The sequence below is a fragment of the Actinocrinis puniceicyclus genome (assembly GCF_018283645.1).
Taxonomy (GTDB): Bacteria; Actinomycetota; Actinomycetes; order Streptomycetales; family Catenulisporaceae; genus Actinocrinis; species Actinocrinis puniceicyclus.
The window spans coordinates 1-12,707 of sequence record NZ_JAGSXH010000015.1 but is presented as its reverse complement, the minus strand read 5'-3'; the positions used below and the strand labels follow the sequence as shown (position 1 = coordinate 12,707).

Genomic DNA, 12,707 nt, shown 5'->3' with positions numbered 1-12,707 from the left:
GGGCAGGATCCCATCCCGAATCGCCCCCGCGCGTGCCTTCCGGGCGAAAAGCACCCGCGCGGGTGAAGTCGACCGCCGTCAGCGTGCCGAGAATTCGCGGGCGACCAGTTCGGCGATCTGCGCCGTGTTCAGAGCCGCGCCCTTGCGCAGGTTGTCACCGCACACGAACAGCTCGATCTCGCGCGGATCGTCGAGGCTGGAGCGGATCCGGCCGACCCAGGTCGGATCGGTGCCGACCACGTCGTTGGGCGTCGGGAACTCGCCGTTCGCCGGGTCGTCGCACAGCACGATCCCCGGCGCGTCACGCAGCACCTCACGGGCCTGCGCGACCGCGATCTCACGCTCGAAGACGGCGTGCACCGCCAGCGAATGTGTGGTGATCACCGGGACGCGCACGCAGGTCGCCGAGACCTTCAGGTTCGGCAGGCCGAGGATCTTGCGCGACTCGTTGCGGACCTTCAACTCCTCCGAGGACCAGCCGCCGTCCTTGAGCGAGCCGGCCCACGGCACCACGTTCAGCGCCAGCGGAGCGGGAAACGGGCCGAGGTCGCCGACCGACCTGCGCAGGTCGCCGGGCTGCGAGCCGAGCGTCGGCGAGCCGGCCACCTTGGCGAGCTGCCCGCGCAGGGTGTCGATGCCGGCCTGCCCGGCGCCGGAGGCCGCCTGGTATGAGGCGACGATCAGGGAGGTGAGGCCGAATTCGGCGTGCAGCGCACCCATCGCGACGATCATCGACAGGGTCGTGCAGTTCGGGTTCGAGATGATGCCCTTGGGCCGGTTGCGCACCTGGCCCGGGTTGACCTCGGGCACCACCAGCGGCACCTCGGGGTCCATCCGGAACGCCCCGGAGTTGTCGACCACCACGACGCCCTTGGCCGCCGCGATCGGTCCCCATTCGGCCGAGACCTCGTCGGGTACGTCGAACATGGCGACGTCGACGCCGTCGAAGGCGTCCTCGCTCAGTGCCACGACCTCGACCTGCTCGCCGCGCACGGTGAGCCGCTTGCCGGCGGAACGCGCCGAGGCGATCAACCGGATCTCGCCCCACACGTTCTCGCGGGTGGACAGCAGGTCGAGCATGACCGTGCCGACCGCGCCGGTCGCACCGACCACCGCGAGGGTCGGCAGCTTGGCGGCATAGGGGTTGCGTCCCGCGCCGGAGGCACCGGAGGTGTTCGCCGCGCTCATCGTCCGGTCCCTCCGTAGACCACGGCCTCGCCGTCCGCGTCGAGGTCGAAGGCGGTGTGGATGGCCTGAACCGCCGGCTTGACCGCGTCGGCCCGGCAGACCACCGAGATGCGGATCTCACTGGTGGAGATCATCTCCGCGTTGACTCCGGCCTCGGAAAGCGCCTCGAAGAACACCGCCGTGACCCCCGGGTGGCTCTTCATTCCGGCACCGATCAGCGAGACCTTGGCGATCTGGTCGTCATAGGCCAGCGAGTCGAAGCCGATCAGCGGCTTGACCTTGGACAGCGCCGCGACCGCCTTGGCGCCGTCGTTCTTGGGCAGTGTGAAGGAGATGTCGGTCAGGCCGGTCGCGGCGGCGGAGACGTTCTGCACCACCATGTCGATGTTGATCTCCGCGTCGGCCACCGCCCGGAAGATCCGGGCGGCCTCGCCCGGCTTGTCCGGGACGCCCACCACGGTGACCTTCGCCTCGGTGGTGTCGTGCGCGACTCCGGCGATGATCGCCTGCTCCATCTCGGCCCCTTCCAGGCTGTTGCGGATCCAGGTGCCCTCCAGAGCTGAGAAGGAGGAGCGCACGTGGATGGGTACGTCGAACCGGCGAGCGTACTCGACGCAGCGCAGGTGCAGGATCTTCGCGCCGCTGGCGGCCAGTTCGAGCATCTCCTCATACCGCACGTTGTTCTGCTTGCGCGCGGTGGGCACGAGCCGCGGGTCGGCGGTGTAGACGCCGTCCACGTCCGTGTAGATCTCGCAGACCCCGGCTTCGAGGGCGGCGGCGAGGGCCACCGCGGTGGTGTCCGATCCACCGCGGCCGAGGGTGGTGATGTCCTTCGTGTCCTGGGACACGCCCTGGAAGCCGGCCACGATGGCGATCGCGCCCTCGTCGAGGGCGGTGCGGATACGGCCCGGAGTCACGTCGATGATGCGGGCCTTGTTGTGCACCCGGTCGGTGATCACCCCGGCCTGGCTGCCGGTGAAGGAACGCGCCTCGTAGCCGAGGGTGCCTATGGCCATGGCGAGCAGGGCCATGGAGATCCGTTCTCCGGCGGTCAGCAGCATGTCCAACTCGCGGCCCTCGGGCAGCGGAGAGACCTGCTGGGCCAGGTCGATCAGTTCGTCGGTGGTGTCGCCCATCGCGGAGACGACGACCACGACCTCGTTTCCGGCGCGTTTGGTGTCGACGATGCGCTTGGCGACCCGTTTGATGCAGTCGGCGTCGGCGACGGAGGAGCCACCGTACTTCTGCACGACCAGGCCCACGTTAGCGCTCCTGACTTGAGAGTTGGCGTCGGACGAGAGACGAACCAGCGCGTTGGCATGGATCGACGCCCAGTTTACCGAGCAGGCCGCGGCATCCTGCCGCTATTCACATCCCGAGACGGCGTCTCGAATTCTGCGGCGAAGGGCCGCTGCGGCCGTGATTTCTGCGGCGTTCACTCCTGAAGACGGGAGCGGGCCACGATCGACTGCAGCGCGCGCACCGCGGCCGAGGCGGCGGGTCCCCAATCCGTGAGGTAGGAGAACTGCCACCACCACAGTGCTTCCAGGGTGCGGCCGGCGCGGTAATGGGCCAGGCCGTGCGCGAGGTCGGCGACGGCCGTGGCGATGTCGTCGGAGATCCGCCTTGTCTCCAGTTCCGGCTGCGAAGCCAGCGGGTCGAACACCTCACGGTAGTTGTCGCAGGGTTCGAGCAGGGCGGCCAGCTTCTCGCGCAACTCGTCCAGGTCGGGGTCGGGGCCCGGGTCCTCCTCGAAGCGTTCCTCCGGTACCACGTCGTGCACCGCGCCGAGCCGGCCGCCGGCCAGCAGCAACTGGGAGACCTCGAGCAGCAGCATCGGGACCGCCGAGTCGGTCGCGTCGCCGCGGGCCACGGCCCGCACCACCACCAGGAAGGACTCGATCTGGTCCGAGATCTGGTCGGCGAACTCGGCCAGTTCCGCCGCGCTGTCGAGCACGGCGGGCGGCTGATCGGCCGGCGCCGCGGCGTCGGCGGTGGAGAGCGAGCGGTCAGACATCAAGTGATCTTCTCCCTTCGAAGGCCCGGCCGAGGGTGACCTCGTCGGCGTATTCCAGGTCGCCCCCGACGGGCAGGCCCGAGGCGAGCCGGGTGATGCGCAGCGCGCCGTCCGCGGTGAGAGGCTTGACCAGGCGGGCGAGATAGGTCGCGGTGGCCTCGCCCTCCAGGTTGGGGTCGGTGGCCAGGATCAGTTCCGTCACGCTGCCGTCCGCGAGGCGTGTCATCAGTTCCCGGATGCGAAGGTCGTCCGGGCCGACGCCGTCGATCGGCGAGATCGCCCCGCCGAGCACGTGGTAACGGCCGCGGAATTCGCGGGTGCGCTCGATGGCGACCACGTCCTTGGATTCTTCGACCACGCACAGCACGGTCGGGTCGCGGCGCGGGTCGAGGCAGACGCGGCAGCGCGCGGCAGAGGCGACGTTGCCGCAGAGCTCGCAGAAACGCACCGTCTCCTTGACCCGCACCAGCACGTCGGCCAACCGGCGCACGTCCACCGGATCTGCTTGCAACAGGTGGAAGGCGATACGTTGCGCGCTCTTCGGCCCGATGTTCGGCAGGCGGCCGAGCTCGTCGATCAGATCCTGGACGACGCCTTCGTACACGGCGAGCACCGCCCCCCGCGCCGCATCGCGGCCCACGTCGCGCTCAGCGCGGCCGGCTGCGTCTCCGCCGTCCTCGTCTTACTCATCCCTCAGCCATGTCCGATCCATTCCGGGCTCCGCGTCCCACCTGTGCTTACCACGCGCCGAGCGATCAGAACCCCGGCAGGCCGCCGCCGAGGCCGCCCAGACCGCCGGAACCGAGGGCGCCGAGCGGGCCGAGCTTCTCCTTCTGCAGCCGTTCGGCCTCTTCGTTCGCGGCGTGCACCGCGGCGATCACCAGGTCGGCGAGCGTCTCGGTGTCCTGCGGGTCGGCCGCCTCCGGGGAGATCTTCAGGTCGACAAGTTCACCGAGGCCGGTCACGGTGGCGGTGACCAGGCCGCCGCCGGCGGCGCCGCTCACCTTCTGCTCGCTGAGCGCGCGCTGTGCCTCCTCCATCTGCTGCTGCATCTGCTGCGCCTGTTGGAGGAGCGATCCCATGTCGAACCCGTCCGGAAACACCTTGGACTCCTTGTCGGCTTGAGGTTGTCGAGGCGACGGCGGTCTTCGCTATCGGGACGAGCCTATGCTCTCCGAGCTCTGGAAGGAGCCCACGCGCTGCCCGATTCGCGAAGAGCCGCGCGCCGGCGCGCGGCCGCTTGGGGAGCGCTCGGCACGGTTCAGTCCGCGTCGGACCTCTCTTCGAGCACGGTCGCGCCCAGTTCGCGCATCAGCAGGTCCCGCGCGGTCGGACCGGCATCATCCACGTCCTCGTCATCGGGTCCCGGCTCGTCGTCCTCCGGTGCGGTGGCGGGTTGGGCGAACGGCGGGGGCGCCGCGGCGAACGCGGCGACGTTCGGCGCGCTCTGGTCAGCACCGGGCCCGGGGGCTCGGCCCGGCGGTGTCGCCTGCTGGCCCGCACTAACCGGTGCAGAGGCCTGCGGAACGGCGGCCGGCGGAAGTGCGGCGCTAGGCAGCGGACCGACACCAGCACCAGCACCAGCACCAGCACCAGCCATGCTGGTTCCGGCCGACGGATCCACCAGTGCGTCGATCTTCCATTCGATGCCGGTGAGCTCACGCAGCGCTTCGCGCAGAGTCTCCTCGCGGTTGGAGCCGTGGAAGTTGTCGCGCAATCCGGGATTGCTGAAACCGAGCTGGAGCAACCTGCCCTCGACCCCGACCACGTGCACGCTTTGCAGCATCACCCAGGCGACTTTGCTGCGCCTCGCCACTGCTTCCAGGACCTGCGGCCAGAGCTGACGCACGGATGCCGCCTCGGTCAAGCCGGCGCTCGACTGCGGTCGTGCCCCGGTTGCCGGCCTTGTCTGCCCTGACACAGGGTTCTGCGTCATCACTCCCCGGGACGCCGTACCCTGCTGCGGTGCGCCGCGCGATGTTTCTGCCTGCGATGGCCCGTCGCCCTCCCCCGCGGCAGCTGTAGCCGCAGCCGCAGCCATGCCGTTCTTCCGCCAGGGCGGGGTGAGCGTCGCCTCCTGCGTGACCGCGGCCTGCTGCGGTTGGCCTACGGGAGCGTCATATGCGTGTGCTTGGCCTGCGGTCGCGGTGTTTCCGGTCCCGAGGTCAACCGCGCCAGCAGCCATCGCCGGAGGTACCGCGGGCATCGACGGGCCCTGCGGTTCCGCGGTCCGCGGCCGATCGGCCGGCATGCCACCCCGCTGCGCAACGACAGCCGAGACGTCGTTGAACCCGCTGAGAGTGGCCCCGCGTTCCAGCCGGTCGAGCCGGGCGGCGACTCCGCGTACCGAGTCGTCCGCGCTCGGCAGCAGCACGCGGGCGCAGACCAGCTCCAGCAGCAGCCGCGCGGCGGTGGCCCCACGCATCTCCAACAGCCCCGCGTTGACCAGGTCGGCGGCGCGGGACAGCTCGGCGGGGCCGAAGGCTGCCGCCTGTTCACGCATCCGCGCCAACTGGTCCCCGGGCGCCGAGATCAACCCCTTGTCCGCGGCGTCCGGCACCGCGGCCAGGATCACCAGGTCCCGTAGCCGTTCCAGCAGGTCGGCCAGGAACCGGCGCGGATCGTGCCCGCCCTCGACGACGTGGTCCACGGCCTGGAACGCGGCCGCTCCGTCACGCGCCGCGAAGGCGGTCACCGCCTCGTCCAGCAGCGCCGCGTCGGTGTACCCGAGCAGTCCGACCGCCATGCGGTAGGTGACTCCGTCCTCTCCCGCGCCGGCCAGGAGCTGGTCGAGTACGGACATCGAGTCACGCACGGAGCCGGCGCCGGCGCGCACGACCAGCGGAAGCACATCCGGATCCACCGGGACGGACTCGCGCTCGCAGACCTCAGCGAGGTAGTCGCGCAGGACTCCGGGCGGCACCAGGCGGAACGGGTAATGGTGGGTTCGCGAGCGGATGGTCCCGATGACCTTCTCCGGCTCGGTGGTGGCGAAGATGAACTTCAGATGCGGCGGCGGCTCCTCGACCACTTTGAGCAGCGCGTTGAACCCGGCCGGGGAGACCATGTGCGCCTCGTCCAGGATGTAGATCTTGTATCGGGCGGAGACCGGGGCGAAGAACGCCCGCTCGCGCAGGTCACGGGCATCGTCCACGCCGCCGTGCGAGGCGGCGTCGATTTCGATGACGTCGATCGAGCCGGGGCCGCCGCGCGCCAGGTCCGTACACGACTTGCAGGTCCCGCACGGCGTCGGCGTCGGCCCCTGATCGCAGTTCAGGCAGCGGGCCAGGATCCGCGCGCTGGTGGTTTTCCCACAGCCGCGCGGCCCGCTGAACAGGTAGGCGTGGTTCACCCGCTGGTTGCTCAGCGCCCGCTGAAGCGGCTGGGTCACGTGTTCCTGCCCGATGACCTCTTCGAAGGTCTCGGGCCGGTACCGACGATAGAGCGCGAGTGACACGCCTTTGAGCGTAGCCGGTCCCACCCACACGAACCGCCGCCTTGCGCCAGCCTGTGGATAACCCCGTCGGCACGTCGCTCTCACGCGCACCGCGGCCATGGGGGCGTGCGCCGCCTGCTGCCCGCGAGCAGCGGCGCGCATCGAAGCGGGCAGGCGAAGACCCCTCGCGCACCCGCCAGAGCCTGCCTACCCTTGCTGCCTTCCGGCCCTGGGGGGGTTCAGCGGGGTGACGCCACACGAGGGGTCCGCGAAAAGGATAGCCCATCCGGAGCGACGGCTGTTCCGCGAATCGAGGTGCGGAGCACCCACACCTGTCCGGTAAGCTTGCCCGCGGAGGATTCGCCTAGTGGCCTAGGGCGCACGCTTGGAAAGCGTGTTGGGGGCAACCCCTCACGAGTTCAAATCTCGTATCCTCCGCCGCGATAGGAGCCTCTGACCAGAGCAAGGCATGGTCGGGGGCTCCTTTGCATCTCGGCCAGTCGAGGCACGATGATCGCGGGGCTCATCCCGACTCCAAAACCCGGCCGCTGCCGGGTGCCGCCCGTGCTCCGCCCGACTGGACGGAAGTTCGTCGCGTTGCTCAACACGGGAACTCCTGCGGGCGAGGCTCAGCCGACGAGGATGATCCTTGACCATCCTTGAGCACCCTTCAGCGCAACTGCACCGCCGCCCGGTCCATGCGGGCAGGGCGATATATGTGCAGCATCCGTCCCGGGCCTCGCCTCGCGCATCCGGCAAGGCGGTGCCGGCCCGCGCGCGGCGGGGAGCGGCCGCCAGGGCGGCGCGCAGGCGACACGTTGCGGAACTGAGAGCGCCGTCGACCGGGAGCATGAGGCCGCAAACCGGTAGGCTATTTGGGTGATCTTCAAGCGGATTGGGGACGGACGACCGTATCCCGACCACGGGCGTTCGTCCCGCGGTTGGGCGCAGGTCCCGCCACGGCAGGTCCGGCTGGACCAGCTGGTCACGACCAGGCGCCAGCTGGATCTCGACGCCCTGTTGTCAGAGGACTCGACCTTCTACGGGGACCTGTTCGCGCATGTGGTGAAGTGGCAGGGCGAGCTGTTCCTTGAAGACGGGCTGCACCGGGCGGTCCGGGCCGCGTTGCAGCAGCGGACTGTACTCCATGCGCGCGTACTCGACCTCGATTGAAGATTACCCTCGGTGAGGGCCCGGGTACCGTCAGGACATGGATCTGACGCCTTCTCAACCAAGCTCGTCCGAGGAAGAGCCCGCCGAGACCCGGCCGCCGACCCCGACCACTGATCCAGCCGCCGCTTCCGCGCGCGACCCCGGGGCCGTGGTGACGCTCAGCCACACGACCGCGAAGCGGACTGGCAAGGAGATCGGGGGGAAGAAGTTCCGGGTCGGCGCGGGAGACGATTACGTGCCGTTCCGCAATCGCACGAAGCGCAGACACCGTCTGATCGTCACAAGCATCGTCGCGGCGCTTCTACTCGCCGCCGGTGGTTACGGCGTGGTATCGCTAATGCGTCCTTCGACGAAGACTCGTGCGGCAAGCGGTTGTCCCGCGCCGTCGAATGCGGCAGCGGCCGCGCGGAAAGTCGGTACCCAGTTGCCGACTGCCGCTCAGATCAAGTTGAACGTATACAACTCGACCGACCGGCGCGGGCTCGCTGCCGCGACCGCCGCAGAGCTGAAGCAGCGCGGCTTCACCATCGCGAAGGTCACCAATGACCCGTTGAAGGCCAAGCTGGCGATTCCCGCGCAGATTCGTGGCGGGGTCGCCAGTGCGCCCTCGATGCGAGTCGTCGCGGCCGAGGTGGGCGGCTCTCAAGAGCTATCCGACAACCGCACCGACGGAACCGTCGATCTCGTTCTCGGTACCGGGTTCACGACGCTCGCGACACCTGAACAAGTGTCGGCAGCCCTCAAGGCCGCGACAGCCGCGCAGCCGAAGGCCACCGGGGCGTGTGCGGGCTGAGGCGTGTGCAGCGGAGTAACGAGAGGCCGATGCTCGGCAATCCGCGCCCGTTCACGCGCGGCGCGCCGCCGCGCGCTCGTCAGCGGTTCCGGCGCGGCCGGCAGACGCGCCCGCCTGGCCCCTGCCGCCAGGGCTTCGCGCAAAGTCGTTTGTGCTGATCAGGTGGTGGTTTGGGGGCTGGGCCCGAGGCCGAGGACGTGGAGGAGGAGGCCGTGGTCGTGTTTGAGGGCTCTGATGGTTGCCGCGATCTTCGCATGTCCGGATTGTCGGATGAGTCCGATGGCGAGGTTACGTAGCGTGGCCATGATCCTGGGTCTTGCCCGGGTCCGGACTTGGGAGGCGTCCTCACGGAACGTCACGTCCCGCACCCAGTGGATCTTGTTTTCGATGCCCCAATGCCCTCGTACGTACGCCATCAGCTGTTCGGGTCCTGCTTCGCGCGCGGTCATCGAGGTGACCCCGACCTGGGAGATGTAGCTGTTGATCACGACGGTGGTGTGCTTGCGGCTGTTCTTGCGCCGCTTGCGCACCTTCCGGGTGACGTACCGGTCGATCAGGAACACCTGGCGCACGTGCGGATAAAGGGCCTTGATGTGCTCGGGGGCGTCCATCACCTTGATCGTGCGCTTCTCCCGGCGCCCGTGCCCGACGTCGCCGGTCTGCGCGTCGACCGACCGGGTGTCGAAGTCCAGGGCGCAGACCTCGGCGTACAGCCTCTTCGAGTTCGCCTTGATCGCCATGACGTAGTGGGCGCCGAGCTCGCCCGCGATGCCCTGCGCGATCGAGCGGGCCGTCAATCCCGCGTCCACGGTGATCACCCGGCCGGCCAGCGGCACCCGGGTGTTCAGGTCGCGCAGCAGCGGCAGCAGTTCCGGCACCTCGTTCGTCTTGGGCCCGATCAGCCGCTCGGCGATCACCACCGACTCGCCGTGCGTCGCGGCGGCCAGCAGATACGGAATCATCCCGTCCGCCCCGACCGCGCCGCGCACCGCCTTGCCGTCGGCCGCGATCGCGTCCTGGAGCACCGGGCCGGCCACCGGGTACGCCACCGCGCCGAGACCGGCCCCCTCGGCCGACACGGCACCGGCCACATCGGCCAGCTGCTGCGCGTCCAGGGCGGCAAGCAGCCGTTCCACGGTGTCCGGATGCGGCGCCACGCACAACCCCGACGCGGCGCGCCAAACGCCCATCGCGCTCAAAACCTCCTGGTCAGCGTGGCTGATCCAGTCGATGATCTCCTCCAGCGACACGCACCCGGCCAACACCGCGCCCTGACACAGGCCCAGCACGCTCGCCAGCCGGTGGCGGATCCCGCGCCGACTTCGCGGATCGGGAACCCGGGCGAAGTATTCGAGCAACCCCGCCCCGCCCTCCGGACCCGAGCCCACCAGCGCCGCAACCGACCGCTCGGCCCCGGCCCGCACCAGGTCCACCCCGGCAGGGGCGGGCATGCCAGAATAAACGAACAACGCAAGTCTCCTGGCGGATCGTGTGTCTTCAGCAACCACAGTCCTACAGGGACTTGCGTTGCTTGATCCACCCCGCGTTCCGGTTGCGACCAACCTGTGACGCCCCGGCAGATCCCCAGACCACCAGGCGATCCCGCTTACCGACGGTCACCCCAGAACCCTGATCAACGGCCCCGCCACCGGCTACCGACGGTGACCACCAGCCGTCGCCCGGCCACCCACGCGGGTACCGGCTCCGAGCGCAGCCCACTGCGACACCACAGACCTTCGAGATCCAAGAAACACGCCACGACCAGCAGAGACGACTTTGCGCCAAGCCCTGCCCTGCCGCCCGGCTGGCGCGACAGTCGGCACGCGGCACCAGCGAATACGGGAAGCGGGAAGGGAATGCCGAAGGGCGGCGGCCGTTTGCTCGGCTACCGCCCTTCACCTGCGGTGACGCGGGGATTTGAACCCCGGGTGGCTTGCACCACAAACGCTTTCGAGGTCGCCGCACGGCCGTTCGGCGATTGGCGTGGGCGGCTTGACCTGCAACAGGGTTGTCAGCGGTGCGGCTCGGGCAGCTCCCGCAGCATGGCGGACGGGGGCGAACTGAGACGGAAATTGAGACGGTCAGCCAAGGCGACATGTCAAAACCATTCAGGCGCTGACAATGCCGGTAGGATGTCGCGAGACTGGGAGCAGATCCATCGCGCGTCGTAGTTAAGTCGAAACCCTCAGCAATGATCAAATTTACAGGCTCCTGCGTAGACGGCATCCTGGGTCGTCATGAGTGGCAGGGGTGGCGCTGCGCAGAACCCGCTCCAAGGGGACTTCGGCGAGATGTGGCTAGAAGCCGTCGCGGCAGGATGCGACATCCTGCATGGCAGACCTCATACACTCGATCTTGAGAAGGCCGACGTCGAACTCACCATTCGAGGTGAGTTCAACGGGACGTACAACCCAACAGTGAAGGTGCAGGTCAAGACTACTGACAAGCTGCGCCGGCTCGACAACGGCGACTTCTCTTACGATCTTGACATGGCGACGTACGAGGTCCTGCGCAGAGATGATCATTCTATCCGGCGGATCCTCGCTGTAATCGAGGTTGCACCGAGCGGACAGCGTGTCAGACTTCACCGCGAGGGAACGCTACTTGTTGGCCATGGACGATGGGCATCTCTTGAGGGATCTGCAGCTTCGTCGAATCTGACGAGTCAGGCCGTGACCCTGCCCGCCAGCAGCACCCTAGACCCGGATGGACTTCGGGAGATGATCCACACGTTCGGAGTCCGGACGAGTACTCCAGTGCCGGCGTATGACCCGTGGGGGGAGGCGTGACTCCATTGACGGCGACGCGCGGTGATAGAGCTATGCCGCTGCCCACCATCGACGCCTTCGCAGAATACCTGCGCCTGTCTGGTTGGCAGCGCGTCGACGAAGACGACAGAAGCTCGTTGTGGCAATACCTGCTGCGTGATAGCACATCCGAGGATATCCGAGTTGTGCTTCCAGCGCGACAAGATTATCTGGATTTTGCAGATCGGATTCAGGCTGCGCTAAATGCTCTTTCCTTTGTGGAACGTCGTCTGCCAGATGAGATTATCGGGGACATGAACTATGGAGGCGCCGATACGGTAGCGGTGCGGCTAACACCGGACGCACCGCCGGGCGAGGCACCACTGGAGCTCGCACGTGCCGCAATTGATGCACTGCATTCACTCCTGATCGCTTCGACTGCTGCACTAGAAGTAAACACGCTAGTACTTCCACTACATAGACCTGCACGTGCCGAAGCTTATGCAAAACAGGCGCGCTTTTCGACGCTGTCCGGTAGCTTTATTCTAAGTCTTTCACTGCCACTCTTTGATGTTTTCGACGAAGATCTGTCCTCGCCAGGCGACGACGAAAATGCTCTCATTCGCCGCTCAGATATGCCCACCGCAGATCCGTTCGGTCGACGCGTTACTAACCGAGTCATTGCGGCAGCGTCAGCTGCACAAGCTCTAGCAGATGAAGTAAATGCTGGCTCTGCACCTATTAGCGCCTTTGGCAAGACATCATCGGTAGCGCCCAACGCAACCGAACTTGCAGCCCTAGCTGCGCTCGGCGGATCTGAGCGTAGCCTGTATCAGATGCGTATTGCCAAGTCGCCTCTGATCGGTGGATCTCATGAATCGAGGCTTCTTTCCATCACACCTGGACAGCAGCGCCTATTCGCTGAGGCCGCCGAATTCTTACGTACGAAACAGCCGCGATCAGCTGTCACAATCATCGGCTTGGTTGTACGTCTTTCGAGAAACAGCAACAGCGGGCCTGGGAAAGCAGTTATCCAGGGAACAGATGATTACACCGACTCAACTAGGCGTTTCCAAGTAGAGCTTTTCGAAACTGACTATAACGAGGCAGTTCGCGCACATAAAGAGGGGCTTCAGGTAACCGCCGAGGGAGACCTTGTGGCTCGCGGAAACCATCTGTCATTGCATAATCTTGCCTATTTTCATGTAATCCCAGGGATTGACGATTAAGGTGTTTTAGAACGCCATACTGCGAGCGCCCAGACGTTTGGTCACCGCCTGCGTGACCACTGCGCGCACCCGCAGCGGGGCACGCTCACGCCGGACAACGACACGGCGGGCAGGGGGCGGGCAG

The 12,707-nt window shown here is 67.4% G+C and carries 10 protein-coding genes, 1 tRNA gene, 1 other RNA gene and 1 pseudogene; 5 read left to right on the top strand and 8 right to left on the bottom strand.

Translation table 11 applies throughout. The features are described 5' to 3' along the window. Positions 1–78: 78 nt before the first annotated feature. From KGA66_RS06750 to ffs, 7 genes and pseudogenes are all read right to left on the bottom strand, one after another. A complete protein-coding gene (locus tag KGA66_RS06750) occupies positions 79–1,188 on the bottom strand; it encodes an aspartate-semialdehyde dehydrogenase (RefSeq protein WP_211465733.1) in 1,110 nt (369 codons plus the stop codon). Continuing rightward, complete coding sequence (locus KGA66_RS06745) at positions 1,185–2,450, bottom strand: aspartate kinase (protein WP_211465725.1); 1,266 nt, start codon at positions 2,448–2,450, stop codon at positions 1,185–1,187. The genes KGA66_RS06750 and KGA66_RS06745 overlap by 4 nt, the downstream gene beginning before the upstream one ends. Before the next feature lie 176 nt (positions 2,451–2,626). Continuing rightward, a pseudogene (locus tag KGA66_RS06740) lies at positions 2,627–3,205 on the bottom strand (DUF5063 domain-containing protein); the annotation flags it as partial. After that, on the bottom strand, positions 3,198–3,809 hold the full coding sequence (gene recR / locus KGA66_RS06735) for a recombination mediator RecR (protein WP_211465853.1): 612 nt from the start codon (positions 3,807–3,809) through the stop codon (positions 3,198–3,200). The pseudogene KGA66_RS06740 and the gene recR, both read right to left, overlap by 8 nt. 151 nt (positions 3,810–3,960) lie before the next feature. Further along, positions 3,961–4,287, bottom strand: coding sequence for a YbaB/EbfC family nucleoid-associated protein (locus KGA66_RS06730; protein ID WP_211465851.1), 327 nt, complete (start codon positions 4,285–4,287; stop codon positions 3,961–3,963). Between the two features lie 179 nt (positions 4,288–4,466). Next, positions 4,467–6,662 (bottom strand): DNA polymerase III subunit gamma and tau, encoded by a 2,196-nt coding sequence (locus KGA66_RS06725; RefSeq protein ID WP_211465721.1) that lies wholly within the window; start codon positions 6,660–6,662, stop codon positions 4,467–4,469. A 152-nt stretch (positions 6,663–6,814) separates the two neighbouring features. Next, positions 6,815–6,911, bottom strand: an RNA gene (gene ffs, locus KGA66_RS06720) — signal recognition particle sRNA small type. An 83-nt stretch (positions 6,912–6,994) separates the two neighbouring features. Between ffs and KGA66_RS06715 the strand changes: the two genes are divergently transcribed. From KGA66_RS06715 to KGA66_RS06705, 3 genes are all read left to right on the top strand, one after another. Then, positions 6,995–7,079: transfer RNA gene (locus KGA66_RS06715), tRNA-Ser, on the top strand. A gap of 441 nt (positions 7,080–7,520) precedes the next feature. Continuing rightward, complete coding sequence (locus KGA66_RS06710; RefSeq protein ID WP_211465719.1) at positions 7,521–7,814, top strand: type II toxin-antitoxin system VapB family antitoxin; 294 nt, start codon at positions 7,521–7,523, stop codon at positions 7,812–7,814. A gap of 37 nt (positions 7,815–7,851) precedes the next feature. Beyond that, entirely contained in the window at positions 7,852–8,607 is a 756-nt protein-coding gene (locus KGA66_RS06705) for a LytR C-terminal domain-containing protein (RefSeq protein ID WP_211465717.1), read from the top strand. 158 nt (positions 8,608–8,765) lie between these two features. Here KGA66_RS06705 and KGA66_RS06700 read toward each other — a convergent pair whose 3' ends face one another. Further along, positions 8,766–10,076 carry an ISAs1 family transposase gene (locus tag KGA66_RS06700; RefSeq protein WP_211465715.1) on the bottom strand — a complete coding sequence of 437 codons (1,311 nt, stop codon included), beginning with the start codon at positions 10,074–10,076 and terminating at the stop codon, positions 8,766–8,768. 768 nt (positions 10,077–10,844) lie between these two features. Here KGA66_RS06700 and KGA66_RS06695 point away from each other — a divergent pair. Both KGA66_RS06695 and KGA66_RS06690 read left to right on the top strand, forming a co-directional pair. Then, positions 10,845–11,396: a DUF4365 domain-containing protein gene (locus KGA66_RS06695; RefSeq protein ID WP_211465713.1), complete on the top strand. Its 552-nt coding sequence runs from the start codon at positions 10,845–10,847 to the stop codon at positions 11,394–11,396. A gap of 32 nt (positions 11,397–11,428) precedes the next feature. Beyond that, positions 11,429–12,583 (top strand): hypothetical protein, encoded by a 1,155-nt coding sequence (locus tag KGA66_RS06690; protein ID WP_211465711.1) that lies wholly within the window; start codon positions 11,429–11,431, stop codon positions 12,581–12,583. Positions 12,584–12,707: the final 124 nt, after the last annotated feature.